This window comes from Kitasatospora sp. NPDC048722, from assembly GCF_040650235.1.
In the GTDB taxonomy this organism is placed as follows: Bacteria; Actinomycetota; Actinomycetes; order Streptomycetales; family Streptomycetaceae; genus Kitasatospora.
Genome location: NZ_JBEZGX010000025.1, coordinates 46,215 through 71,310, shown reverse-complemented (window position 1 = coordinate 71,310; position 25,096 = coordinate 46,215). Strand labels below are relative to the sequence as shown.

Below are 25,096 nucleotides of genomic sequence, written 5' to 3'. Positions count from 1 at the left end.
GCCGGCGGTTCAGGCGGACGTGAGGCCCAGCAGGCGGTCCGACTCTGCCCCGGCCTCGCGGATCCGGCGGCGCCGGGCGTCCCAGGCGGCCTGGATCCCGTCGTAGCGGTCGGACTGGTCGGTGAGCATCGCGCGGACCTCGTCCGGCCGGGTCGACCCGGCGGAGACCTTGCGCCCGATGCTCGCGTCGGTGTCGAAGGCGGTCGCGAGCAGGCGCTGCGGCTCGGGGATCTCGAAGCCGTGCTCCTTCGCGACCTTCCGCAGGAGGTCGGGCCGGACGTCCTGCGGGGACGCGCCCTGCTCGACGGCGGCCAGGACGTAGCCACCGGCCACCACCTGGGCCGTCCGCCACGGGACGCCCGCGTCGAGGGTGAGCAGGTTGGCGAGGGTGAACCCGCCGAGGAACTCGCGCTCGCAGGCCTGGCGCATGCGGTCGGCGCGGAACTCCAGGTTGTCCAGGACGGCGGTGGCGAGGGTCAACGCGCTGCGGGCGGTGCGGAACGCCGTCAGGACGTTGGCCCCGGCCTCCTTGGAGACCTCGACCGAGTTCGAGTACGGGGTGTTCCGCTGGCCCGTCAGGGTGTCCACGTGGAAGGCGGCGAGGTGGGCCGTCTTGCCGCGGATCCGTTCGAGGAGCGGGAAGTTCTTCTTCTGCGGCATCGCCGAGGAGATCCCGGCGTAGGCGTCCGGGAGGTCGATGAAGCCGTACTCGCTGCTGCCCCAGGAGATCAGGTCGGTGGTGAAGCGGCTCAGCACCACGCCGAACAGCGACAGTTCGCCGGTGATGCGCAGCGCCCAGTCCCGGGAGGCGACCGCCACGAGGGCGTGCGGGCGCGGGCCGGCGAAGCCGAGCAGCCGGGCGGCGCGGTCACGGTCCCACGGGAGCTCCTGACCGGCCATCGCGCCCGCGCCCAGCGGGCACAGGTCGATCTCGTCGTAGGCCGTGAGGAGCCGGCGGGCCGCCAGCAGCACCTCCTCGCCGACGGCGGCGAGGTAGTAGCCGGGGGTGATGACCTGTGCGGCCTGGGCGTGGGTGTACCCGGGCATGAGCAGCTCGGTGGTCTCCCCGGCCAGGCGGTGGGCGGAGCGGCCGAGGGCGAGCAGGGCGTCGGCGGTGAGCGCCAGCTGGTGCCGGGCGAACATCACCTGGGCGCAGGCCTGGAGGTCGTTGCGGCTGCGGTCGACGTGCCAGGCCGGGACGGGAGCGGGCAGCCGGCCGTCGACGTGCCGCTCCAGCGCGAACGCGATGTCCGACATGTTGTGCTCGGGATCGGCGGAGAGCGTCGTCGCCGTGACGCCGTGCAGCGCCTTGCCGATCAGCTCGGCCTGCCCGGCGTCGATCAGGCCCATCCGCAGGTACTCCAGGGCGAGCACCTTCTCGACCGCCAGGTACCAGGGGAGGAGGTGCTCCAGCTCGAACTCGAACTGCGGGGCGAGGACTTCCTCGTGCAGCAGGGTGTGCGGGTTCGCGGTGATCCTTCCGGTCAGGGGAGCCGCCACGGGTCACAGACCTTTCTTGCGGATGGTGAAGGCCAGGCTCTCGTGCTCGTGGAAGTAGGGCCGGTAGCCGGCGTGCGGGGGCTCCATCCAGCGCAGCAGCTCCACCGCGGCGACCTCGTCGGCGAGCCCGGCGTCGGCGAGGTAGGCGTCCAGGTCGGGGCGGTCGAAGAAGCGGCAGTAGAAGTCGGCGTGGTCCAGGTACTCCTTCGGCCGCACCTCCTTCATGCCGGGGTCGCCGACCTGACAGTCGTTCATCGTCCACATGTTCGCGACGATGTGCCCGCCGGGGCGGCAGATCCGGTACAGCTCCTGGAGCGCCTTGACGGGCTCGGTGAGGTGGCCGAGGAGGTCCCAGCAGAAGATCCCGTCGACGGAGTCGTCGGGCAGCCCGGTGGCGAAGGCGTCGGTCACCTTGAAGACGACGTTGTCGGCGTTGGCCTTGGCCACCACCCGGCGGGCGATCCCCATCGCGTTGCGGGAGGTGTCGCCGCCGAGGACGACGGTGGCCGCCTGGGCGAGCGGTGGCAGGTTGCGGCCGTCGCCGCACGGCAGGTCCAGGACCACGAAGGCGTCGTGGTCGGCGAACAGCTTGGCCGCGTTCACGACGTAGGGCACCGGCGGGTCGCCCCAGAGGTTGGTGTGGCCGTCCTCCAGCCGGTAGGCGTCGTTCCACTGGCCCTTGGCGAGTTCGTCCTGCTCGTTGGCGGCGCCGGGGCGGCCGGCGGTGGTGTCGGTGGTCACTGGGCGGTCCTCTCGTTGTCCAGGGCGAAGAGCTCCGCGACGCAGCGGTGGGCGTCGACGAAGGCGCGCGAGTATCCGGGGGTCGGAACGAGGTGGTTGTAGAAGGTGGCGCCCTCGCACAGGGGCCCGATCAGCCAGAGCCGCGGGTCGCTCACGCCGGCGGCGTCGACCGGGTGCAGCGAGGCGTCGACGTCGGCGCCCTGCACGGCGGTGCTGTCCGGGAGCAGGCGGCGGATCCGGCCGTTCTCGTGGAGGGAGCGGATCAGCGGGCTGGCGGAGGAGTCCACGGCGGGCCAGGGCGAGTTTCCCGCGCAGAGCCAGTCGACGTCCTCCCGGTGCGGGGTCGCCAGGCGGGTCGAGGCGAGGGTCCAGCGGCCGCCGTCGTCGTTCCAGTGCAGCGACGGGGCCGCGCCGAACGGCGTGCGCACGACCCGCGCCTCGATGAGGGCGAGGAGTTCGGCGTGCCGCTCCTTCTGGGGGCCCACCACCGCGCGGTTGAACAGCGGCACGGTGGTGCGCAGGAACCGGTCGAGGGAGGCGCTGGTCAAGCCGCCGAAGTTGACGGCGTCGCGCAGGGTGTCGCGGACCTCGCGGACCGCCTCCAGGGCCGCCTTCAGGGGGCTGTGGTCCAGCCCGCGTTCGGCCTCGACGAGATCGTGGCGAATCGTTTCCGTCAGCCAGTGCTGATAGCCGGCGCTGTCGTGCAGCTCCATGGCCGCCGAGTCGTCCCAGGCCTTCAACGGGTCGAAGGGGCCGTGCAGTTGGTCGAGCAGGTCGAGCGTCGCGGGGAGCTTGTCCGTGTTCGCCGCCGCGGTGAGCTCGGCGGCGAGCGCCGCCTCGGCGTCGGCGCCGCCCTCGACCAGGGCGCGGCACCGGTGGTAGGCGATCCGCATCTCGGTGAGCAGCAGCGGGAACAGGCAGTCGTCGAAGTCGAGGGGCCCGGCCTCGCGGAACTCGGCCACCGTCGCCCGGGTGAGGACGAGCGGCTGGAAGCGGCTGTTCATTCGCATGCGGTGCGGGCGGGCCCGGAAAGGAACTCCGGAGCGGGAATAGAGGAGCAATTCCGGTTCGGAGCCGCCGGGACGATAACGCAGCCGCCCGCCGTCCCGGACGAACCGGCCGCCGCGGCCCACCGTCAATGCGGCGATGACGTCCATGGCCGACAGGCCGAAACCGGCGACCGCCACCGAATCCTCCGGCTGGATCGCGGCGAGTTTGTCGGGAAGCGGGTACGGGTCGCCGATGTGCCGGGCGGCGGCCGACGGGAATTCGGCCGCGATCGGCGGGGAATTCTCCCGGTTGGGGACGTGACCGACGGTCAGGAAGGCGTAATCGGTGCCGACCGTGGAACCGTCGGCCAGGCCGATCCGGACGCCCGAGCCGGGATCCGAGACCAGCGAGGTCGCCCGGGAGCGGTGGACGTTCACGCTCATCCAGGACGGGGTCCGCTCCCGCAGGCGGGCGAGGAACCACTGCAGGTACTCGCCCAGCACCCGCCTGGGCAGGAAGTCGTTCGGCCGGATCGGACGGCCGGTGCGGCCCACCGTGTGCCCGTCCCCGGCGATCATCAGACCGCGCTCGGTCACCCACTCGTACAGGCTCGGGCCGGGCTCGCCCGCGTACGCCCCGACCGCGTCCCGGTCGGGGAACATCGATATCTCGCCGCACAAGGTATTCAGCAGTAAGTAGTCGGGTTGTGAGACGGAATGGAGTCCCTCGCCCTCGGATAAGGGGTCGATGAGCTCCACGCGTAACCGGCCGGGTGGTGCGCCGGGCTTTCCGGTCCTGGGTGCCAGGGTGACGATCCGCTCAAGGATGCTGCACCCGCGAGAACCCATGCCGATGATGGCTATTGAATACTCCGATGCCACGTGAAAACCCCCGGAGACATGAGAAGTCGATGAGATCGACGGCGGCCACGCTACGCGACCGACAACCCAAAGTCCATACTCCGATTACGACTTGTCCATACAGGAGAGTCTGTAGTCGATCAGTGTGACGTGTGGTGCTTCGATCAATTCGTGGGCTGTGTGCTGTCCGGGAGGATCCTGAGGCGATTTCCGTGCCGGGGTGCACTCGCGCTCCGTCCGGTTCCCGCCAGCGCGTCGGACCACCGGAACGGTCGCCTCCGGTGGGTATCCTGCCGGGGACCGCCCGACACCGGAACGCGCCTGGAGCACGTGATGGCAGCGCTGCAGACCGGCACCCTGGACGTCCCCGGGGCGCGCCTGCACTACGAGCTCAGAGGCACCGGAGCACTGCTCCTGCTGGTGCCCGGCGGCGCCTCGGACGCTGCGGTCTTCGAACCGCTGGCCGAACAACTCGCCGCCCGCTACCGGGTGCTGAGCTATGACCCGCGCGGAATCTCCCGCAGCGCGCTCCACGGGCCGCCGGTCGACCAGCGGGTCGACGTCCAGGCGCAGGACGCGCTCCGGCTGCTCGACCTGCACGCCGTGGGCGACGAACCGGTGCTCGCCCTGGGGAGCTGCGCCGGCGCGCTCGTGGCCCTCGAACTGCTGCGGACGAACCCCGACCGCGTGGTGGCGGTGGTCGCCCACGAGCCCCCGGCGATGCGGCTGTTGCCGGACAGCGAGGCGCAGGTCGCCTTCTTCGAGGGGGTGTACGAGACCTACCGGCGGGACGGCGTCGCGGCGGCGATGCTGAGCCTCGCGAGCGCCTTCGGCGGACGGCCGGCGCCCGCGCTGCCCCAAGTGCGGGACAACAACGAGTTCTTCCTGGCCCACGTCATGCGCCCGACGACCGCGTTCCCCGTGGACGTCGCCGCACTGAGCGGGCTCGCCGACCGGATCGCGCCGGCCGGCGGCCTGGAGTCGCGCGGCTACCTGATCCACCGTCCGGTCGCCGGGCTCGCCGCCCTCCTCCGCCGCGACCTGGCGCTCTTCCCGGGTGGCCATGCCGGGTACGCCAAGCACCCGGAGGAGTTCGCGCGGCAGTTGGGTGCGGTGCTGGACGGGCTTCCGGCCGGGTCCGCGGCGGTGCCGGTGGGCCTGGAGGGGGCGTCGTGAGACTCGTGATGGGGGCGCAGAACTGCGGGTTCGGGCCGGCGGCCGAACTCGTCGCGGTCTCGCGCGCGTTGAGCGGTCATGAGCGGATCTTCGTCGGGGACGGCGTGGCCGCCGAGTTCGCGCACTGCAATCCGGACGCCTTCGACGAGATCCGCTCACCGGCACCGCGCGACGCGGACCTGCGCCGGCTGCTGGACGGCTGCGACCGCGTGGTGTCCGTGATGGACGCCGACCTCGTGCTGCACGGCGTGCTGGCGGACCGGCCGGTGGTCCTGCTGGACAGCCTGTTCGCGTTCTGGCGCCTGGAGCGGCCGTTGGCGGAGATCCTGGGGCTCTGCGAGACGCTTCCGCGGTCCGGGTTCGGGGCGGCGGACGGGCACCTCGGTGAACTCTCCCCGCACGAGCGCGTGGTGGCCGCCCATCTGCTGGCCACCCACGGGCTGGTGCAGAACTTCCCCGGCGTGCGGCAGCGGATCGCGGAGTTCGCCGCCCTCGGGGTCGGGCGGGTGCCCCGGACGACCGGTGCGCTGGTCGATCACGACGGGCTGCGGGCGGCGGCGAGCGCGGAGCCGGCCGCGCCGGAGTACGACCTGCTGGTCAACCTCGGCGGATTCCGCAACTTCCTGCTCGACTTCGACGAGCACAACGACTACCTGCTGCTGATCGAGCGCTGGCTGCCCGACCTGCTGCGCGACTGGCCCCGGTTCCGCCGCGTCCTGGTCTGCGGCGGGCCGTTCGGCGGCCGGCGGGCGCGCACGGTGACGGTGGACGGCCGACGGGCGGACTGTCGGCTGGTGCCGCAGCGCGAGCTGCTCCGGCACGTCGCCTCCACCCCGCACTACCTGCTCACCCCCGGCCTGACCGCCCTCCACGAGGCCCTGGCGCTCGGCCGCCTCCCGCTCGCGCTGCCCGAGCAGCACTACGCGCACCTCTTCACCGTCCGCCGGCTGGAGCGGACCCTGTTCGCCAAGACCGCCGTCGGCCTGGCCGACCTGCTGCCCGACCGCCCGGTCCCGGAGGACGATTTCGCGGGGACGGCGGCGCTGGTCGACGTGGCCGGGCGGATCCGCCGCGACGACGGGCACTACGCCCGGTTCCGCCGCTGCCTGAACGAGCGGATCGAGCAGTACCTGGCGCTCGGGACGGCAGAGCGGCGTTCGGCCGTCGAGGAGTTGCGCGCGGCCATGGACGGACCGCCGCTGGGCGAGGCGCTCGCGGAGGTGCTCCGGTAAGGGGTGCCTGATCGTGCCGGCCCGACGGCTCCTCCGCGACGACCTCAATCCCTCGGGACGCGCCGGGCCCCGGGCGCGTCCCCGGGCCGACGATCAGATGACGTCGGCCAGGTCCCGCAGCAGCCGGGCCTTCGCCCGTGCGCCGACGATGCTGCGCAGGGGCTCGCCGTTGCGGAAGAGCACCATCGTCGGCATGGAGAGGATCGAGTAGGCCGCCTGGGACTCGGGGTTGGTGTCGACGTCCAGCTGGACGACCTTGAGCTGCCCCGCCTTCTCCTGGGCGATCTCCGCGAGCGCCGGTGCGACCATCCGGCACGGCGGGCACCAGTCGGCGGTGAACTTCACCAGGACGGGCACGTCGGCCGCGAGCACCTCGGCGGCGAAGCTCGCGTCCGTCACGGCCGGAAGTTCCGTTCCCGTCATTTCAACTCTCCTTCATCTGGGCGTGGTTGGCGGACAACTCGCAGTGCGGCTCGGGGCCGCCCGGATGGTCGGCCCCGACCCGGAGCTCGGCGCGGGCCAGCTGGGCGGCGACCCGGTCGCGCACCTCGTGCAGCCTGGCCAGGCACTCGTCCAGCTCGGCGAGCCGGCTGCGGTAGACGTCCAGCGATGCGGGGCAGGAGTCGCCCTCCGGGTGCCCGGCCTGGAGGCACTCGACGAACGGGCGGGTCTGCTCCAGGTCGAAGCCGAAGTCCTGGAGCGTCCGGATCTGCCGCAGGAGCCGCAGGTCCTCCTCGTCGTACGCCCGGTATCCGTTGCCGGTTCGCCGGGCGGGCAGCAGCCCACGCGACTCGTAGTACCGAAGGGTGCGGGTGGTCGTCCCCGCCTGTGCCGCCAGTTCGCCGATCCGCATGAGGAGAACGCTAGACCTTGACGCCGACGTCAAGGCCAGCGGTGCTGTTCGGACCGGCGGGACGGGTGGGCCCGGAGTCCATCGCGCGCTACGCTGCCACGGCACTCGTGGACGGGGGAGGGGCGACGATGGCGCGCACGTACGAAGAGCCCTGGTACGCCACCGGGCTGAGGGCCGGGCTGGAGCTGGTCGGGTGGGTCGGGCTGCCGATCGCGCTGTGGCCGCACTCGGTGCTGCTGGCGATCGGGGTGGACGTCGTGCTGATCGGCGTGCCGGCCGTTCTGCATACGCCCGGGGACAAGCCGGCGACGGTCGTCGCGGTGCCGGGGTGGGTCACGGTCCTGATGGTGCTCGCGGAGCTGGCGGGGGCCGTCGCCGCTGCCTGGCTGCTGTTTCCGGTGTGGGCGGCGGTGCTCGTCTCCGTCCTCGCGCTCGCCTGTTGCGTCACCGAACTGCCCCGCTGGCGGTGGCTGTCGACGCTCAGGCCGCCCGGCGGGCGCGTTCGGTGACGGTGCGGGCCGTCCGGCCGAGGACCACCGGGTGGAACGGCGCGACCGACCACCGGTAGACGTGCCCGGCCACGCCGTGCGGGTGGAACAGCACGCGCTGCCGGTACCGGGTGCCGTGGTCCCCGTCCGGGGTGACGGAGAGCTCCAGCCAGGCCAGGCAGGGGAGCCGCCGCTCGGCGCGCAGCCGGGTCAGGCGGCCCGGTTCGATCTCCTCGACCCGCCAGGAGTTCTCCTCCGGTCGGGCCGGCGCTTGGTTGTCAGTCCAGGCCCCGGGCGTGCCGCAGCCGCGCGGTGAGGGTGTCGGGGTCGATGATCGGCGCCGGGTAGTCGGGGGCGAGGAGCCAGGGGCGGTGGATGGTGGCCCCGGGGAGGTGGGCGAGTTCGGGCACCCAACGGCGGACGTACGTCCCGTCGGGGTCGTAGCGGTCGGCCTGGCGCAGCGGGTTGAGGACCCGGTTGGGGCGGGTGTCGGTGCCGGTGCCCGCGACCCACTGCCAGTTGAGCTGGTTGTTGGCCACGTCGCCGTCGACGAGAAGGGAGAGGAAGTGGGCGGCCCCGATGCGCCAGTCCAGATAGAGGCTCTTCGCGAGGAAGCTCGCCGTCAGCAGCCGGCCGCGGTTGTGCATCCAGCCCTCGTGGGCGAGCTGGCGCATCGCGGCGTCGATGATCGGGTAGCCGGTGCGGCCCGTGCGCCACGCCTCGGCCTCGCCGTCGTCGTGGTGCCAGTGGTCGTCCTTGGTGCGGTAGTCCCGCCGGGCGGCCTCGGGACGGGCGGCGAGTACCTGGTGGTGGAAGTCCCGCCAGGCGAGCTGCCGGACGAAGGCCTGGGCTCCGTCGCCGCCGTGCTGCCGGGCGCGGACGGCGAGTTCGGTGGGGGACAGGCAGCCGAAGTGCAGGTAGGGGGAGAGGCGCGACGTGGCGTCGGCGGCGAGGTCGTCGTGGACGTCGGCGTACGCGTCGACGTCCCAGCGGCGCCGGACCTCGCGGGCGGCCGTCTCCCCTCCGCGCGGCAGGGCGGGCGAGGACGGGCGCGCGATCGGCAGGTCCTCGCTGCCGATGCCGTCCGGCGTGTCGAGCTTCCGGGGTGCTCCCAGGACCGTCCGCCAGGGGGACTCCTGCCAGACGCGGTGGTACGGGGTGAAGATCGCGTAGTGGTCGCGGTTCGCCGGGGTGAGCCGGCCCGCTCCGACGACCGTCAGCGAGGCGTCGTGGACGTGCAGGCGGTCGCCGAAGTGCTTGCGCAGCGCGGCCTCGCGCCGTCGGGCGTAGGCGCTGGCCCCGGCGGCGAGGTGGACCGTGGTCGCGGCGGCTTCGGCGGCGACGCGCGCCGCCTGCTCGGCGGTGTCCCCGCGGCGGAGCACGAGCCGGGAGCCGGTGCGCCGCAGCGAGGCGTCCAGGTCGGCGAGGCAGTCGGCGAGGAACGCCAGCCGGTTGGGAGCCGCGAAACCGGCGGCCTCGACGGCAGGGTCGAGGACGAACAGCGGCACGACCTCGTCGCCCGCGGCGCGGGCGGCGTGCAGGACGGGGTTGTCGTGCAGGCGCAGGTCCTGGGTGAACAGGGCGATGGAGACGGTCACGGGTGGGGCCTCGCAGGTGGTGCGGTCGGGGTTCTCGGGTCCCGGCGCGGCGGCAGCGGCACGAACCCGCTGGTGCGGGCCGCGTACTCGGCCCAGCCGGGGCGTTCGGCGGCGAGTTGGCGCTCCAGCATCGGCTTCCCGCTGCCGAACGCCAGCAACCAGGTCATCAGGACGGGGCTGAGGACGAACGCCCATCCGACGGGCGTGTCGGCGACGAGCAGGAAGACGCCCCACCAGACGCAGGCGTCGCCGAAGTAGTTGGGGTGGCGGGTGTAGCGCCACAGGCCGCGGTCCATGATCCGGCCCCGGTTGGCGGGATCGGCCTTGAAGCGGGTGAGCTGCCGGTCGCCGACCGCCTCGAAGGCCAGACCGACGGTCCACAGCCCGACCCCGGCCCAGGCGAGCGCGCCGGGCGGAGACTGCACGTACTGCGCCGCCTGGACGGGCAGCGAGACGAACCAGACGATCGCGGCCTGGAGCAGGTACACCTTGCGCAGCGCGTACCGGACGCGGGCCGGGCCCTCGGGCACCCGGGCGAGCATGCGGGCGTAGCGCCGGTCCTCCGGCAGGCCCCGGGCGCGCCACCACAGGTGGGCGGAGAGCCGGACGCCCCACACCACGACGAGTACGGTGACGAGCACCCGCCGGCCGGGGTCGCCCTCGCCGTCCGACAGGAGGTAGCCGACGAGCGCGAGTTCGGCGAACGCCAGGCCCCACGCGACGTCGACCGCCCGGTGCCGCCCGGTGCGCACCCCGACGACGAACGTCGCGAGCATGATCGCGAGGACGGCGGCGGCGGTGACGGCGAGGTTGAGGGCGAACGCGCCGCCGTCCGGGACGGCCTGGCTCATGAGGGCGCCCCGCGGGTGAGGAGGATCTGGTGGACGTCCAGGTAGCCGGTGCGGAACCCGGCCTCGGAGTGCGCGAGGTACAGCTCCCAGGTGCGCCGGAACACGTCGTCGAAGCCGAGTGCCGCGACCTGGCCGGCGTGCGCGGTGAACCGCTCGCGCCACAGCCGCAGCGTCTCGGCGTAGTGCGGCCCGTACGCGTCGGCCGCGCGCACGCGCAGGGCGGTGTGCCGGGCGGCGGTCTCGGAGATCGCCCGCAGGGACGGGATCAGGCCGCCCGGGAAGACGTACTTGAGGATCCACGTGTAGGTGCGGCTGCTCGCCGTCATCCGGTCGTGCGGCATGGTGATCGCCTGGAGGGCGACGCGTCCGCCGGGCGCGAGGACCCGGTCGAGGGTGCGGAAGTAGTCCGGCCAGAACGGCCGTCCCACGGCCTCGATCATCTCCGCGCTGACCACGGCGTCGTACGCGCCCTCGGCGGCGCGGTAGTCGCGGAGCCGCACCTCGGCCCGTCCTCCGTACCCGGCGTCGGCGATCCGGCGTCGGGCGAGGGCGAGCTGCTCCTCGGACAGCGTGAGGCTGACCACCCGGGCGCCGCGCGAAGCCGCGCGCACCGCCAGTTCGCCCCAGCCGGTGCCGATCTCCAGCAGCCGGGTGCCGGGGCCGACGCCGGCGAGGTCGAGCAGCCGGTCGATCTTGCGGTGCTGGGCGGCGGGCAGGCCGTCCCAGGTCGCGAGCGGCGCCCGGCCGGGGCCGGTCGGGAAGAGCGCCGACGAGTAGGTCATCGTCGGGTCGAGGAAGAGCGCGAAGAGGTCGTTCGACAGGTCGTAGTGGCGCGGGATGTTGCGCCGGGCGCCCTCGACCGTGGGCGACTCGGCGGCCGGCGGGCGCTGGACGTACAGCCGGCGCAGCCAGCGCGTGCCGGCCGGGACGAGGGTCTGCGGGGCGGCGGCGAGCGCGGTGAGCAGCGCGGTCAGGTCGGGGCTGTCCCAGTCGCCGGCCTGGTAGGCCTCGCCGAAGCCGATCAGGCCGCTCTCGCCGACGCGGTGGAGGAACGCCTGCGGGTGGTGCAGCCGCAGCACGGGGGCGCCGGGTGCGGCGGGGCGCAGGACGCGCCCGCCGGGGAGTTCGACGCGCAGGCCGCGGCGGGCGGCGACCCGGCGCAGCAGCCGGCCGGCGACGGCGGCGCGCAGCGGCGCGTGCGGCACGCGGGCGACGTCGGGCCAGCGGGCGGGGTCGACGACCGGGGTCGGCGGGGTGGGTGGTGCCGACCGTGGGGCGGCCGGGGTGGTGGTCATGCGGAGGGCACCTCTTCCTCGGGTACGGGATGCCCGGCGGAGGGCCGGGCGGTGTCGGGGACGGGCCGGGGGTGGACGGGCAGGCCGCGCAGCCACAGCCGGATGCCCTGGTAGCGGATGTGCAGGCTCACGGCCTGGGTGGCGAACGGGTGCCGCAGGGCCGCCCGCAGCAGGGTGGCGGGGCTCGCCGGGTGTGCGGTGCCGCGCACGGTGGCGGTGAAGACGCGCCCGCCGGGGCGCTCCAGGTGGACGGCGAGGCGGAGGTGCTCGCCCGGCTCCGGCAGGGACATCCGGTAGCCGCCGTCGACCGGGAAGAACGGCGAGACGTGGAACTCCTTCGGCGTCCCGGCCCGGCCCTCGGTGTCCGGGCGCAGCAGGTAGCGGTGACGGCCGCCGTAGGTGTTGTGCACCTCGGCGACGGTGCAGAGCGGGCGCCCGGCCCCGTCGCGGCACCAGTACACGGTGAGCGGGTTGAACACGTACCCGAGCGACCGCGCCTGAGTGAGCATCAGCACCTGGCCGCGGCCGAGGTGCACCCCCCGGGCGGCGAGGTAGTCCTGGAGATCCTGCCGGATCGTCACGTTCCCCTCGCCGTCGTGGAGGTGGTGGTCGCGGGGCCGGAAGGAGGCCAGTGCCCCCAGCGGCCAGGGGAGCCGGGGGATCCGGTCGAGATCCACCAGCCACAGGTAGCCGCGGTGCCGGAAGGCGTGCCGCAGCGGGGACGTGCGCACGTGGGCGGTGCGCGTCTCGTACAGCACGGCGCCCCATGGGCCGGGCAGGCGCCGGACGTCGGCGTTCACGGTGCCTCCGCTCCGAGCAGGGTCCGGGCCGCGCGGACACCCGAGCGGCAGCCGTCCTCGTGGAATCCCCAGCCGTGGTACGCGCCGGCGAACGCGGTCCTGGCGGTGGCGAGTTCGGGCAGGCGGCGCTGGGCGGCGACGGTGCCGGCGGTGTAGATCGGGTGTTCGTAGACCGTGCGGGAGACCACCAGGTCCTCGGGGACGGCGTCCTGCTCGTCCTCGTTGAGCGTGACCAGGTAGTCGTCTCCGGTGTCCAGCCGCAGCAGCCGGTTGAGGTGGTAGCTCACCCGCACCCGGTCGGCCGGGCCGTCGCACGCGGGCATCCGGTAGTTCCACGAGGCCCGGGCCCAGCCGGCCTCCGGCAGGAGGGAGGAATCGCGGTGCAGGACGGTCGGGTTGCGCGTGTACCGGAAGGCGCTGAGGACCTCCAGTTCGGCGTCGGTGGGGTCGGTGAGCAGCCGCAGCGCCTGGTCGGCGTGGGTGGCGATCACGACCGCGTCGGCCCGGGTGCGCCGTCCGTCCGCGGTGACGACCGTGACGCCGCCCGGGTGGCGGCGCACCGCCCGGACGGGGGCCGACCGGTGCACGGCGCCCTGCCGTTCGGCGAGCTTCTCGGCGATCCGCTCGACGTACGTCCGGGACCCGCCGACGACCGTGCGCCAGGTCGGAGAGCCGTTCACGCTGAGCAGGCCGTGGTTGTCGAGGAACCTGAACAGGTAGCGGGCCGGGTAGTCGCCCGCGAGATCGGGCGCGCACGACCACACCGCCGAGACCACGGGCGTCATGAAGTGGCTCACGAAGTACGGCGAGAAGCCCTCGGTGGCGAGGAACTCCCGCAGGCTGGGGCCTTCGTCCCCGGGCCTCGCGAGCAGGCGGCGGGCCCGCCGGTGGAAGCGGGGCACCTCGGCCAGCATCCGCAGGTACCGGCCGCGCAGCGCGACCCCCGGCCGGGCCAGCAGACCGGCCGGGCCGCGCGCACCGGCGTACTCCAGGCCGCACCCGTCGCAGTGCACGGACATGCTCATGTCGCTGACTCGGGTGCGTACGCCGAGCTCGGCGAACAGCCGCACCAGGTGCGGGTAGGTGCGCTCGTTGTGCACCAGGAACCCGGTGTCCAGGGCCGCCGCGCGCCCGGCCGGCCCGACGGCCTCCTGCGTGTGAGCGTGCCCGCCGAGCCGCTCGTCCGCCTCGAACAGCTCGACCCGCACGCCCGCCCCGGACAGCTCGTACGCGGCGGTGAGCCCGGCCACGCCGGCGCCCACAACCACGGCGTGGCGCACGGGCGGTCCGCTCCGGGGGCGCGGGAGGGCTCCGGAGGTGGAGACGGTGTCGACTGTCGTCACGAAGGCCCCTCGGTTCGTCGGGGCCGCTGGTGCGGCCCGGGTGCTGTCTGCACCTGACCTTCGAAGCCGTCCGTGCGGCGGATTGGGTCGTGGCGCCGCCGATGTGCCGCGGCTCGTGCCGTCAGGGGACGAGGGCCTCCTCCAGGAGGTCGAGCGCGCCCGCGAGGGTGCGGGGGCTCGTGGTGCGGGCCGGCAGCCGGGAGCGGTCCCAGCCGGGACCGGCGACCAGCACCACCGCCCGGCCGCGGGAGCCGCGCGGCCCCCACGCGCTGTCGGTCACCTGCCGCACGAGCTGCCGGTCGGCCGTCCGCCGGTCCTGCGACCAGAGCATCACCGCACCCGGACCGATCCGCTGCACCGCGTCGAGCAGCGCCCGCGGCGGGACCGTCGACCCGAGCATCCGGAACGGCAGCGCCCGCGCGGTCAGCCCGGCCGCGGTGGCGTCCAGCGGCAGCGTGTGCCGCTCGGCGGGCATCGCGGCCAGCACGACCGGCGGCACCGCCCGGACCTCCGCGGGCCGCACGGCGGCATGGCGCAGCACCGAGGCCACGTGCCAGGACAGCAGGTGCTCGACCTCGACGTACTGCTCGCCCTCGGTGGCCCACTTGCGGCCGGCGGCGCGCAGCGCGGGCATCATCACCTCCGTCCACGCGTCGACGACCCCCAGCGTGTCGACGGCCTCGCGCAGGATCCTGGCGACCTCCGGGGCGTCCAGCCGCACGGCCGCCCGGGCCAGTCCGCGGCACTCGGGGCGTACCGGCCCCACGCGCAGTGCCCGGCTTCCCCCGGGGCGCGGGGTGGCCGTCCCCTCGGGCGGGAGCGGCTCATCGCGCGCCGCCGCGAGGACCACCCGCGCGGCCTCGCCCGGCGGGACGCCACGTGCGGTCAGCCGGCACATGGCCTCGAGCACGGCGATGTCCTGCGCGTTCCAGCGGCGGTGGTGCCCGGGCTCCCGGTCCGACGGGCCGATGCCGTAGCGGCGCTCCCAGGAGCGGACCGTCGTCGGCGACACGCCCAGGCGCCGCGCCACGCTCCCGGTGGGCATCCCCGCGTCGGGCACGGGCGGTTCGGCCATCAGGTCCTCCGGGTACGGGGTGTCCGAAGCCCCCGGAGCGTCACCGGAGGCGCACCCATTGTCGTCCGGCACGGCCTGCGGGCCGACGCTCATCCGAGGCCGGCCGCAGGACGGGCGGCGAACGACGCCCGCAGCCGGATGAGCCCGTCCCGCATGCGCGTCTTGACCGTGCCCAGCGGCACGCGGAGGATCTGCGCGATCTCACGCTGCGAGTACCCGCCGTAGTACGCCAGGACCAGCGACTCGCGCTGCACCCGGCTCAGTCCCGCGAGCGCCGTCCGTACCCGCTCCACGTCCAGCCCGCGTTCCACCAGGTCGGCGACCGACTCGCCGACGGGCGGTTCGAGCGAGGCGGCGCGCGTTTCCCGGTCCGACGCGGCCTGCACCGACCTGACCCGGTCCACGGCGCGGCGGCGGGCGATCGTGAGCACCCACGCCATCACCGTCCCCCGCTCGGCCCGGTACCCGCCGGCCCCGCGCCACACCTCCAGCAGCACCTCCTGCGCCACCTCCTCGGCGTGCGCCGGATTGCGCAGCGTCCGGAGGGCGGTGCCGTAGACCGGGCCCGCGACGGCGTCGTACAGCCGGGCGAAGGCCTCCTCGCTCCCGCCCGCCACGGCCACGACGAGCCGGCGCAACTCCTCGGGCGCCACGTCGCCGATCGGGGCGAGGGGCTGCACATCGGGTCGCTGCTGCGTGCAGAGGGTCACATGGCAACGGTGCGGCCAGGCGGGTGACCACGGCGACTCGCAGCGTCTGTGCAGCGTTTCCGGCGCGCGGCCGCGCCGCCTCCAACGGGACTGCGATGCGCCGTGGCCTCGTGCCGTCTCATGTCACCGGCCGGGAAGGGGACACTGCCCGGTGTCCGCATCGTTCGAGACCGTCCGGCGCCGGATCGTCGAAGCCGGCTCGCCGCCCTGCTGAACGCCGAGGCGGGAGCCGCCGGCGTCGGTGATCTTCGTCCAGCGGGGTACCTACCGCCTCCACGCCGGGCGGTGTCAGTCCGAACTCGACGCCTCGGTACCGGACGTGGTCGCCGGGCTCGCCGAGGTCCTCCGGACCGTGGAGCCGGAGCCGGAGCCGGAGCCGGAGCCGGAGCCGGGGACGTGGAGGTGGACGTGGGGCGTGCAGGAGACCTGAAGTCACGGGCTTCCTACATCCGGGCCCTCAGCACGTCGAACTCGCAGCCCGGCGCGGACGGGTCGAAGCCGTGCTCGACCAGCCAGCGGCTCGCGAGCAGGCTCCGCATCGACCACCACGCGCGGATCACGTCGAGGTCCACGGCGGTGCCGTAGCCCGCGAGGACGTCGCCGAGGTGCTCCTCGTGGCCGAGCGTCAGGACGGCGAGGTCGAACAGGGCGTCGCCCCGGGACGCCTCGGACCAGTCGATGATGCCGGTGACCTCGTCGCCGTCGACGAACACGTGACCGGTCTGCAGGTCGCCGTGCGTGAACACCGGGGTCCACGGCCGCAGCGCGGCCTCGGCGACCCGCCGGTTGCGGGTGACGAGGTCGGCGGGCAGCACGGCGTTCGTGACGAGCCACGCGCACTCGCGGTCGAGATCCGCCGCCAACTCGTCCACTCCCCGGCCGGACCACGGTGGCAACGGCGCGTCGTGCAGCCTCCGTACGGCGGCGCCCGCCGCGGCCCACGCCGCCGGCGACGCGGCCGACGGTTCGCCGAGCCGACCGAGCGCCCGTCCCGGCAGCGCGGCGATCGCGAGCACGGACGGCTTGTGCCACAGGACCTCCGGCGTCGGCACCGGAGCCAGGGCCATCGCCGCGGCCTCGACGTCCATGCGCGCCCGGTCGGCGTCCACCTTCAGGAACACGTCGCCGACGCGCAGCGTCGCGCGCTCGGAATGGGCGACGACGACCTCGACCTCATCCATGGCGACCAGTATCCCGGGAGGGCCGTGGATGTCACCGGGAATATCCGGGCGGCCGACTCCGGACGGCCATCGTGTCAACCGCGCCGCACCTGACCGAATGTCACGGTCGCGTCCCTGTCATGTCCTGATGACTGTGACGCCACGCGTGCCACCGAATGCGGCCGGACGACCGTCATGTGAGGTGTCCGCGCAGTCAGCACGACACCATCGGGGAGCCACCATGTCCGTCCGCAACCGCCGCCCGCTGCTCGTCCCCGCCCTCCTCGTCGTCGGGGCAGGACTCGCACTGACCGCCTGCGGGCCCGACAACGCCGACCCGGTCGCCGGCCCGACGGCCTCCGCGGCGCCGACCAAGGGCGCCGTCACGCCCCCGACGGGCGCGGCGTCGCGCCCCGCGACACACACGCCTCCCACCGGCGGCACCGGCGCCGCCGCCGACGACCCGTGCGACATCCAGCACCTCTCGATCCACGTGACGGCACGCGACGGGGCGCCCAACCAGTGGGTCATCGACGTCCGCAACACCGGCGCGAGCTCCTGCACCCTGAGCTCGTCCCCCGGGGTCGACCTGGGCAACTCCGCCGCGCGCGACCGGAGCAGGAACATCAAGCCGGCGCTCGCCAGCGGCACCTCGCGCTTCCCGGTCCCGGCCGGCAAGAACGCCTACGCCGTGATCGACCTCGACCCGAGCGGCGCCACCACCGGCACCGCCCCCGGCATCAACGAGCTCAACGTCCTGGCCGACGAGGAGGGCACCGACATGCCCCTCGCGAACACCCGGAACTTCCCGCTCCCCGACGGCGTCCGCGTCCTGAACCCCCGCATGGGCCTCTACCGGGCCAGCACGGCGGAGGCGGTGGCCTCCATGACGTCCGCGGGCAAGTAGCGCCCGGACTGCCCCGGGCGCAGTCCGACCACCGGGGTGGCCGATCCGGACGGCAGCGCGACGATCGGACGGCGGCAGACGTGTACATTGCTGCATCGGTGTGCCAGGTGAAGGCACTTCAAGCGCTGATCCGATCAGTGGTGGGGGACGGGACGGGACGTGGCCGCAGACGGCAGCCTCCGCATCGACGGCATCCGGCCCCGGCCCGGCGCACCTGACCCCTCGGACGTGCCCTTGATCGGTCGGGAGCGCGAACTGGCCGTGCTGGCGTCGTTCGTGACCGCGCCCGAGGGGCAGGCCCTGGTCCTGCGGGGCGAGGCGGGCGTGGGCAAGAGCGCCCTGGTCGATCACACGGCCGGCTTGGCCGACCGGGAACGGCACGCACTGATCCGGGTCACGGGGGTGGAGGCGGAGTCGGAGCTGCCGTTCGCCGGGCTGCACCAGTGCCTCCACACCGTGCTGGACCGCACCGCCGGTCTCGCTGCTCGGCAACGGGCGCTGCTCGACGTGGTGTTCGGGCGCGGCACCGGCGAGCCGCCGTCCGTCATGGCCCTCGGCATCGCCGTGCTCGACCTGCTGTCCCTGGCCGGCGCCGAGCGGCCGCTGACGCTGCTGATCGACGACGGGCACTGGCTGGACGACGCCAGCGCCGAGGTGTGCGGGTTCGTCGCCCGCCGGTCGGCGGCCGGCCAGGTGAAGATGCTGATCGCCCTGCGGACCGACGAGCGTTCCCGCTTCGACAACGCCCGCCTCCCGGAACTGCCGGTGGCGCCGCTGTCGGACGAGGCCGCCGAACGCCTCCTGGAGCTGCACCGTCCGCGGCTCGACGCGCGCGCCCGCCGGACCGTCCTCGACCACGCCCGGGGCAACCCGCTGGCCCTGTACGAGCTCCCGCCCGGCCCGGCTGCGCCGCACCCCGGTGGCGGCATGCCGGGCAGTACCGGTCTGCCGCTGCCGCGACGCCTCCAACTCCTCTACGCCGCACGGATCGAGCGCCTGGAGCCCGGCATCCGCGCCGAACTGCTGCGGGGTGCCCTCGACGGCACCGCCGGCCGGGAGCGCGGCGGCGACCACGGCACGCGGTACCGGATGCGCGGCGTCGAGGAGGCCGCCGCCTCCGGGCTGCTCGACGTCGACGCGGCCGGCGGCGACTTCGTCTTCCGGCACCCGCTGGTGCGCTCGGCCGTCGTCCAGCTGGCGACGCCCGCGCAGGTCCGTGCCGCGCACGCCGAACTGGCGAGGGTGCACCGGGCGGACGTCGAGCGGTACGCCGGCCACCTGGCCGCGGCGGCCGTCGATCCCGACGAGTCCGTGGCCGCGGCGCTGGAAGCGGCGGCCGGCTCCGCGACCCGGCGCGGCGGCGCGGCGGCCGCCGTCAGCTGGCTGACCCGTGCGGCCGAGCTGAGCGAGGACCCCGCGCAGCGCTCCCGGCGGCTCGGCGACGCGGCCTACACCGCCGGTCAGGCGGCGCTGCTGGACGAGGCCCAGCGGCTGCTCCACCGCTCGGAGCCGGAACCCGGCGCGGCCGAGCCGCTGGCCGCCGTGCTCGCCTCCGCCCACGCCGACTTCGTCCGGTCCGGGGCGGTCCGGCCCGCCTTCCAGCGGCTCGCGGCGGCGGTCGAGCGCCGGGCGGACGGGGCGGCGCGGACCGGTGACGAGACCCTGACCCGCGCGGCGGACGCGCTCGTGACGATGGCCCACTACGCGGGCGACCCCGCCCTGTGGCAGCGGACGGACCGCATCCTCGACGCCCTCGGCGAGCTGGTCCACCCGCTGACGGCGATGTACCACGACGCGAGCGCGGTGGCCCGCAGCGGGGTCGGCCTGCGGGCACGCCTGGAGCAGGCGTTCGCCGATCCGGCGAACCTGGCCCCCTGGGACCTGGCGCGGCTGGGGGTCTGCGCGTCCCACGTCGACGTCCTCAACCAGTACCGCACCCAGCTGCGGGGCGCGGTCGAGCGCGAGCAGGAGGCCGGCGCCGTGTCGAGCGTCATGGTCCTGCTGCGGATGCTGATGCTGGACCGGATGTACTCCGGGGAGTGGGACGAGGCGCGCCGGCTGGCGCAGCGGGCGCTGGAGCTGGCCACCGCGCACGGTCACGTCCTGCTCGCCTACCACGCCCGCGCCTGCCTCGGGCAGCTCGCTGCCCGGCAGGGGCGGCTCGACGAGGCGCGCGAGCTGCAGTCCGCCGTGGACGCCTGGGCGCGTCCGCGCGGCGTCGGTCTGCTCACCCAGATCACGGAGGCGATCGCCACCGGAGCGGCGCTCACCGAAGGCGACTTCGAAGCGGCCTACCTGTACGCCATCGGCATGACGCCGCCGGGCAGCTTCGACCGCCACGCCCACCAGATCGCCCCGCGGGCGCTGCTCGAACTGGCCGAGGCCGCACTGTAGTCGCCGCGAGCAGGCGCGCCGGCACGCACTGGCGGCGTGCGACGCGGGCCTGCCGGAGGCGTCCCCTCGACTGGCCCTCTCCGCCTACGGCGCCCTCGCGATGACCGCGGACGACCTGTCGGAGGCCGCGCGGACCTACGCGCGCGTCGAGGCGTACCCCGAGGCTCAGGACTTCCCCTTCGAACTGGCGCGGATCCGCCTGGCGCACGGCATCAGGCTGCGGCAGCTGAAGGCGCCCCGGGCGGCCCGGCAGGCCCCGTTGCTGCTGGCCGCCCAGGAGTTCGACCGGCTCGGTGCGACAGCATGGGAGAACCGGGCCCGCGCCGAGCTGAGGAACGCCGGCCTGCCCTCGGGCCCGGCGACCCCGGAACCCGCGGCCCTGACCTGGCAGGAGCGCCGGATCGCCGACCTCGCCGCGAGCGGGCTCACGAACAAGGAGATCGGCGAGCGGACCCGGCTGTCCCCGCGCACCGTCAGTTCGCACCTCTACCGGGTCTTCCCCAAACTGGGCATCACGACGAGGGCCGCGCTGCGCGACGCGCTGAGCCGGCTCTCGGAGGCCGACAGGACCGACGCGGGCGCGTGAGTGGGCGCTACCCGGCTCGCGGGTGGCATCCGGCTCCGACGGACCGTGGGACGCCGGAACCCGTCCGGCCGTCAGCTCGCCGCCGCCCGGGCACCCGCGGCGTCGCAGCGGAGCCTCCTCGACGCCGCCCGGCACCCGTTCACGACCGGCTTCCACGCGGCGAACATCGTGGCCGCGGCGCTCTGCCTGCTCGGCGCCCTCGCCGCGCCCCCCAGCCCGGCGGACCACCGACCGCTCCGTCGACGACGGCCGGCTCGCACGGCGCCGGTCCGCGCGGCGAGGCTCGCACGGCGCCGGACGCACCGGCCCGTCCGGCGCTGTCACCGCCTGCGACGAAGGCGGCTTCACCGCCCCCGTACGGGCCGGCGGACGTTCGGGTGCCTGCCGAGGTCGGCTGATCGGCAGTCACATGTGGCTGATCGTCCTATAGTTCTGTCGTTGGACCGGACTGAGGGGAGTCTGTCGATGGGGGACGTCATCACGGTGGATCTCGGCGAGGGCGCGTTCGTCCACGCCGAGGTGACGGTGCTGGACCGGGCCGAGGCCGGCGGGGACGCCGGGGTGCGGGACACCGCCGCCAGGGCGCTCGCCGAGTTGCCGCAGCGGCTGGACGCGGTGCGCGAGGTGGTGAAGAGCGTCGGGCGGTGGGCCGCGGACAGCATCGGCGGGACCGGGGCGGCCGTTCCGGACACACTGGAGGTCGAGTTCGGGCTCAAGCTCGCGGTCAAGTCCGGTGCCGTGATCGGAGTGCTGGCCGAGGCCGGCGGCGAGGCGTCGTTCACCGTGCGGATGAGCTGGGACACCGCCCGGGTCGCGGCGGCGCGGGCCGGCCGCGGGGCCGGGTTCGTACCGCAGGGCGGCGACGAGCGGTGACCGGGCCGGCCGCGCGCGGTGCCGCGGTCGGGGTGAGGGACGGGGCGGCGTTCCTGGGCAGCGGCTTCCTGGTGGCGCCCGGGCTGGTGCTGACGGCCGCGCACGTGGCGCGCCGGGCCGTGGAGGAGCCGGCCGCGGACGGGTGGTTCGGGCGGGCGCCGGTGATCCGCCCGGCTCGGCGGTTCCCGGCCGAGCCGGGGGAGGGGCGCTTCCACGCCTTTCCGGACCTCGCCCTGCTCACGCTCGCCGCGCCCTTCGAGTCGCCGTCACCGCTCGTCCTCGACACCGACGTCCCGCCCCCGGGCACGGCCGTCCTCGTCGCGGGCTTCACCCCGCACACCCCGACGCCCGGGATCCACGGGGACTCGCTGCTGCTCACCGTCGCCGGACCGGCGGCCGGGTACGTGCGGCTGACCGGCGACGAGGTCCGGGACGGCTTCAGCGGCGGCATGGTGATCCGCCTCGACTCGGGCGCCGTCTGCGGCGTGCTCAAGGGCAGCCGGGACTTCGACGGCGTGCGCGGCGGCTGGTTCACACCGCTGTCGGCGCTGGCCGAAGTGCTGTCCGCGGACGATCCGCTGCACGATCGGCTCGGGCGGCGGGTGGCGGAACGTCCGCTGCCCACCGCGCGCGACCTCCTGCCCGTCCTGCTCCGGGTCCGGGGCATGGACGACCCGGACTTCCGCCGCCTCGTCGTGCGGACGGCGGAGGAGAGCCTCGCCACCGGCCCGCTGCACGTCTCCCACCACGCGCACACCACCGACCACCTGCTGGAAGTGGTGCAGGCCTGTCTGCGGCACCGCGAACCGGCCGCGGCGCTGGCCGCCGTGACGGACGCGCTGGAGCTCCTGCGCCTCGGCGACGCCGCCGTCGACGAGCTGCGCACGCTGACGAGCGACCCGGAGGGCGGTCCGTGAGGGAAATGCTCCACCGGCTCACCAAGCTGGGCGGCCACCACCGCCAGCCGGGAGCCCCTCCGGCGCCGGCCGGGCCGGGCGGCCGGGCGCCGTGGTCGGCCAGGACGGACGCCGTGCTCCACGCGTTCCTGTGCGAGGTGCCCGACCTCGACCAGCCGGAGAGCCGCCACCTGCTCCTGGCCGACCTGCGGGACCGGCTCGGGCCGTCCGCGCCGTTCGTCGTGCCGGACGGCCCGCAGGCGCGGGACCACCTCCTGAAGCTGGTCCGCGCCTGCCGCCAGTGGCACGAGCCGTTCCACGCGCTGAGCGAACTCGCCGAGTCCCTGCGCACCTTGCGCCCCGGCACGGCCGCCGTCGGGTGGCTGGACGCCGCCGTCGACGCCGTCGTCAGGCCCGGACTGCTGGACCCGCAGGCGCAGCTCGTCCTCCTGTGGACGCTGCGCTCGCTGAACCCGCAGCCGAGGCCGGCGCGGGTACTGCAGCTCGTGGAGTCGGCGTGCGCGTCCGGCGAGACCCACCCGGTCCGGCCGCAGGACGGCCTGCCGGAGGCGGTGAGCCGCCTCAACCAGGCCCGGCTGGTCGACGGCCCCCCGCTGCTGCTGCGCTTCCTCGTCCGCCTCGCGGCGGCGTGCCCCGGGCCGGAGGCCGTCCCGCTGACCGACCTCGTCAAGCGTCACGCCCATGAACTCGGCCTGACGGAAGGAGACTTGGCAGCCCCGGTGCGCCCGGACCGGGAGGTGGCGGGCCCCGCACAGCACCACCCGCTGGTCCTGCAGATCACCCTGGACGACGTCTCGCCGGTCGGCTCCGACGCCGAGCCCGTCTACGAGTTCGAGGCCGCCCTCTACGACACCGACGAGCAGCCCTGGCGCCTGATCTCCAAACGGGCGGGCGACGAACCGCTGCCGCGCTCCGCGCTGGAGCAGCACGGCAGCCGGCACCTGACCACCTGGGGCGACCTCGCCGCCGCGGCGGCGAACGCCGACGGCCTGCGGGTGGAGTTCCTGCTGCCCTGGTCCCTGCTCGGCCACCCCGCCGAACTGTGGCCGATGGACGAGGACGGCTACCGCGTCGGCATGCACTTCCCGGTCGTGGTGCGCTCGCTGGACCGGATCAGGTCCGCGTTCTGGCACACCGCGTGGAAGAACAAGTGGCGGGCCCTGGAAGCCACGGTGGAGAGCAGCGGCCCCGGCACCGTCGCCGACCTGCCCGGCTGGATCGTCCACCCGGACGGCACCGCCCCGATCGACGCCGAGCTGACCGGGCGCGCCCTGCACCTCGGCGGCACCAAGGGCGACGTCCGGCGCTGGCTGGACAGCCGGCCGCAGACCGCGATCATCGCGCTGTCCTTCCCGTACGCGTACCACCCGAAGCGGCGGGGGGTCGGACACCAGGCCGTCAAGGACGCCGTGCGCGAGGGCATCCCGGTCATGATCTGGCGGCGCGACGACACCGGCAGCCCGGCCGAGATCAACGTGCTGTTGGGCGAGCTGGCCGCCACCCAACTGCCCGCCCTGGCCGCCCACGTCCAGCGCCGCCGCCGCGCGGCCAGGGAGGACGACGGGAGCGACCTCGGCCACCACCTCACGCTGCTCTGGGACGAGCCCGGGCACGCCGCCTGGCTCGCCCCGGCCCCGTTCCGGGCCCCCGTCCCCTCGACCACCCCGTCGCCGGAAGGACCCCACGCATGACCACCGCCCCGGACGACACCGGCGGCCCGGACTGGTGGATCTACCGCTCCACCGGCTCCCCGCACGACGGCATCCGCGACCTCCCCGACGCCCCGCCCTGGCGCTCCTTCCGCCGCGAGGACGACGACACGGACCTGCCCGCGCCGCCCGAGATGGCCGAGACCGTGGCGGCCCGCAAGCTCGGCCGCGCCCACCAGGCCGCCGCCTACCAGGCCGACGAGAAGGAGATCCACCTCGTCAACATGGCCCTGCACCTGCGCCGACCGCTGCTCGTCACCGGCCCGCCCGGAGTCGGCAAGTCCACGCTCGCCCACAGCGTCGCGCACGAGCTGCGGCTCGGCCCCGTGCTGCACTGGCCCATCACCAGCCGCTCCACCCTCCAGGAGGGCCAGTACCACTACGACGCGATCGGCCGTCTCCAGGACACCGGACTGCGCCCCGCCGACGCCGACGGCCGCTCCCGGCCCGCCCCCGGCATCGGACCCTACCTGCGGCTCGGCCCGCTCGGCACCGCGCTGCTGCCCTGGGACCGGCCGCGCGTCCTGCTCGTCGACGAGATCGACAAGGCCGACCTCGACCTGCCGAACGACCTGCTCACCGTCTTCGAGGAGGGCGAGTTCGTCATTCCCGAACTCAGCCGCCTCGACGACGAGGAGGCCCGCGTCATGACCGCCGACGACGAGGGCTGGGCCCCGCTGCACCGCGGCCGGGTCCGCTGCACGGAGTTCCCTCTGGTCGTCCTCACCAGCAACGAGGAACGCGAGTTCCCGCCCGCCTTCCTCCGCCGCTGTCTGCGCCTGGAGATCCCCCGCCCGGGCCCCGACAAGCTGGCCCGCATGGTCGCCGCGCACCTCACCGGCCCGACCGCCGCCCCCGCCGCGGTGCGCGAGCAACTGATCGCCCGCTTCCTCGCCAAGCAGCACGAGGAGGGCGCCGACCTCGCCAACGACCAGCTGCTCAACGCCCTCCTGATGGCCTCCCGCGGCCTGTGGGACGACGAGACCGGACGGCGGCTGGTCGACCGCGACCTCCTGCGCTCGCTAGAGGAGCGCTGAC

Annotated in this window: 24 protein-coding genes and 1 pseudogene; 11 read left to right on the top strand and 14 right to left on the bottom strand. The window is 74.6% G+C overall.

Annotated features, from left to right (window positions below; all coding sequences use genetic code 11):
- Nucleotides 1–9: 9 nt before the first annotated feature.
- The 3 genes from AB0C76_RS19925 to AB0C76_RS19915 are packed head-to-tail and all read right to left on the bottom strand — an operon-like array spanning nucleotide 10 to nucleotide 4,079.
- Nucleotides 10–1,500 (bottom strand): lyase family protein, encoded by a 1,491-nt coding sequence (locus AB0C76_RS19925; RefSeq protein WP_359966763.1) that lies wholly within the window; start codon nucleotides 1,498–1,500, stop codon nucleotides 10–12.
- Between the two features lie 3 nt (nucleotides 1,501–1,503).
- Entirely contained in the window at nucleotides 1,504–2,241 is a 738-nt protein-coding gene (locus AB0C76_RS19920) for a class I SAM-dependent methyltransferase (RefSeq protein ID WP_359966761.1), read from the bottom strand.
- Nucleotides 2,238–4,079, bottom strand: a complete 1,842-nt coding sequence (locus AB0C76_RS19915) for an FAD/NAD(P)-binding protein (RefSeq protein ID WP_359966902.1) — start codon at nucleotides 4,077–4,079, stop codon at nucleotides 2,238–2,240. Before AB0C76_RS19915 ends, AB0C76_RS19920 begins: the two co-directional genes overlap by 4 nt.
- A gap of 345 nt (nucleotides 4,080–4,424) precedes the next feature.
- On the opposite strand from AB0C76_RS19915, the gene AB0C76_RS19910 reads away from it, so the two are divergent.
- On the top strand, nucleotides 4,425–5,267 hold the full coding sequence (locus tag AB0C76_RS19910) for an alpha/beta hydrolase (RefSeq protein ID WP_359966758.1): 843 nt from the start codon (nucleotides 4,425–4,427) through the stop codon (nucleotides 5,265–5,267).
- A complete protein-coding gene (locus AB0C76_RS19905; protein WP_359966755.1) occupies nucleotides 5,264–6,499 on the top strand; it encodes a hypothetical protein in 1,236 nt (411 codons plus the stop codon). The genes AB0C76_RS19910 and AB0C76_RS19905 overlap by 4 nt, the downstream gene beginning before the upstream one ends.
- A gap of 93 nt (nucleotides 6,500–6,592) precedes the next feature.
- Here AB0C76_RS19905 and trxA read toward each other — a convergent pair whose 3' ends face one another.
- Nucleotides 6,593–6,922, bottom strand: a complete 330-nt coding sequence (gene trxA / locus AB0C76_RS19900; RefSeq protein ID WP_359966752.1) for a thioredoxin — start codon at nucleotides 6,920–6,922, stop codon at nucleotides 6,593–6,595.
- Between the two features lies 1 nt (nucleotide 6,923).
- Nucleotides 6,924–7,352, bottom strand: a complete 429-nt coding sequence (locus AB0C76_RS19895) for a MerR family transcriptional regulator (protein WP_359966749.1) — start codon at nucleotides 7,350–7,352, stop codon at nucleotides 6,924–6,926.
- 128 nt (nucleotides 7,353–7,480) lie between these two features.
- Between AB0C76_RS19895 and AB0C76_RS19890 the strand changes: the two genes are divergently transcribed.
- A complete protein-coding gene (locus tag AB0C76_RS19890) occupies nucleotides 7,481–7,861 on the top strand; it encodes a hypothetical protein (protein WP_359966746.1) in 381 nt (126 codons plus the stop codon).
- On the opposite strand, the pseudogene AB0C76_RS19885 reads toward AB0C76_RS19890, so the two are convergent.
- The 8 genes and pseudogenes from AB0C76_RS19885 to AB0C76_RS19850 all read right to left on the bottom strand — a co-directional run.
- Nucleotides 7,833–8,090 (bottom strand): annotated as a pseudogene (locus AB0C76_RS19885) (DUF2867 domain-containing protein); the annotation flags it as partial. The gene AB0C76_RS19890 and the pseudogene AB0C76_RS19885 overlap by 29 nt on opposite strands.
- A gap of 28 nt (nucleotides 8,091–8,118) precedes the next feature.
- Complete coding sequence (locus tag AB0C76_RS19880; protein WP_359966743.1) at nucleotides 8,119–9,438, bottom strand: deoxyribodipyrimidine photo-lyase; 1,320 nt, start codon at nucleotides 9,436–9,438, stop codon at nucleotides 8,119–8,121.
- Nucleotides 9,435–10,289 (bottom strand): DUF1295 domain-containing protein, encoded by an 855-nt coding sequence (locus AB0C76_RS19875; protein ID WP_359966740.1) that lies wholly within the window; start codon nucleotides 10,287–10,289, stop codon nucleotides 9,435–9,437. The genes AB0C76_RS19880 and AB0C76_RS19875 overlap by 4 nt, the downstream gene beginning before the upstream one ends.
- A complete protein-coding gene (locus AB0C76_RS19870) occupies nucleotides 10,286–11,584 on the bottom strand; it encodes a cyclopropane-fatty-acyl-phospholipid synthase family protein (protein WP_359966737.1) in 1,299 nt (432 codons plus the stop codon). Before AB0C76_RS19870 ends, AB0C76_RS19875 begins: the two co-directional genes overlap by 4 nt.
- Nucleotides 11,581–12,342, bottom strand: a complete 762-nt coding sequence (locus tag AB0C76_RS19865; RefSeq protein ID WP_359966899.1) for a DUF1365 domain-containing protein — start codon at nucleotides 12,340–12,342, stop codon at nucleotides 11,581–11,583. Before AB0C76_RS19865 ends, AB0C76_RS19870 begins: the two co-directional genes overlap by 4 nt.
- A gap of 38 nt (nucleotides 12,343–12,380) precedes the next feature.
- Nucleotides 12,381–13,664, bottom strand: coding sequence for an FAD-dependent oxidoreductase (locus AB0C76_RS19860; protein WP_359966896.1), 1,284 nt, complete (start codon nucleotides 13,662–13,664; stop codon nucleotides 12,381–12,383).
- A gap of 184 nt (nucleotides 13,665–13,848) precedes the next feature.
- A complete protein-coding gene (locus AB0C76_RS19855) occupies nucleotides 13,849–14,802 on the bottom strand; it encodes a MerR family transcriptional regulator (protein ID WP_359966734.1) in 954 nt (317 codons plus the stop codon).
- A gap of 89 nt (nucleotides 14,803–14,891) precedes the next feature.
- Nucleotides 14,892–15,455: a sigma-70 family RNA polymerase sigma factor gene (locus AB0C76_RS19850; RefSeq protein WP_359966893.1), complete on the bottom strand. Its 564-nt coding sequence runs from the start codon at nucleotides 15,453–15,455 to the stop codon at nucleotides 14,892–14,894.
- Between the two features lie 298 nt (nucleotides 15,456–15,753).
- Here AB0C76_RS19850 and AB0C76_RS19845 point away from each other — a divergent pair, with 298 nt between their 5' ends.
- The gene (locus AB0C76_RS19845) at nucleotides 15,754–15,942 is read left to right on the top strand and encodes a hypothetical protein (protein ID WP_359966731.1); all 189 of its coding nucleotides are present in this window, start codon (nucleotides 15,754–15,756) and stop codon (nucleotides 15,940–15,942) included.
- A gap of 13 nt (nucleotides 15,943–15,955) precedes the next feature.
- On the opposite strand, the gene AB0C76_RS19840 is transcribed toward AB0C76_RS19845, so the two are convergent.
- Nucleotides 15,956–16,693 (bottom strand): aminoglycoside phosphotransferase family protein, encoded by a 738-nt coding sequence (locus AB0C76_RS19840; protein ID WP_359966728.1) that lies wholly within the window; start codon nucleotides 16,691–16,693, stop codon nucleotides 15,956–15,958.
- A 220-nt stretch (nucleotides 16,694–16,913) separates the two neighbouring features.
- Between AB0C76_RS19840 and AB0C76_RS19835 the strand changes: the two genes are divergently transcribed.
- The 7 genes from AB0C76_RS19835 to AB0C76_RS19805 all read left to right on the top strand — a co-directional run bounded on the left by AB0C76_RS19835 (nucleotide 16,914) and on the right by AB0C76_RS19805 (nucleotide 25,095).
- The gene (locus AB0C76_RS19835) at nucleotides 16,914–17,579 is read left to right on the top strand and encodes a DUF4232 domain-containing protein (protein WP_359966725.1); all 666 of its coding nucleotides are present in this window, start codon (nucleotides 16,914–16,916) and stop codon (nucleotides 17,577–17,579) included.
- A 228-nt stretch (nucleotides 17,580–17,807) separates the two neighbouring features.
- The gene (locus AB0C76_RS19830; protein WP_359966723.1) at nucleotides 17,808–19,973 is read left to right on the top strand and encodes an ATP-binding protein; all 2,166 of its coding nucleotides are present in this window, start codon (nucleotides 17,808–17,810) and stop codon (nucleotides 19,971–19,973) included.
- Nucleotides 19,974–20,073: 100 nt separating this feature from the next.
- Entirely contained in the window at nucleotides 20,074–20,559 is a 486-nt protein-coding gene (locus AB0C76_RS19825) for a helix-turn-helix transcriptional regulator (protein WP_359966720.1), read from the top strand.
- Between the two features lie 465 nt (nucleotides 20,560–21,024).
- A complete protein-coding gene (locus AB0C76_RS19820) occupies nucleotides 21,025–21,432 on the top strand; it encodes a CU044_2847 family protein (RefSeq protein WP_359966717.1) in 408 nt (135 codons plus the stop codon).
- 32 nt (nucleotides 21,433–21,464) lie between these two features.
- A complete protein-coding gene (locus AB0C76_RS19815) occupies nucleotides 21,465–22,349 on the top strand; it encodes a trypsin-like peptidase domain-containing protein (RefSeq protein ID WP_359966714.1) in 885 nt (294 codons plus the stop codon).
- 5 nt (nucleotides 22,350–22,354) lie between these two features.
- Nucleotides 22,355–24,040: a hypothetical protein gene (locus tag AB0C76_RS19810; RefSeq protein ID WP_359966890.1), complete on the top strand. Its 1,686-nt coding sequence runs from the start codon at nucleotides 22,355–22,357 to the stop codon at nucleotides 24,038–24,040.
- Nucleotides 24,037–25,095, top strand: coding sequence for a MoxR family ATPase (locus AB0C76_RS19805; RefSeq protein ID WP_359966711.1), 1,059 nt, complete (start codon nucleotides 24,037–24,039; stop codon nucleotides 25,093–25,095). Before AB0C76_RS19810 ends, AB0C76_RS19805 begins: the two co-directional genes overlap by 4 nt.
- The last annotated feature ends 1 nt before the right edge of the window (nucleotide 25,096 follow it).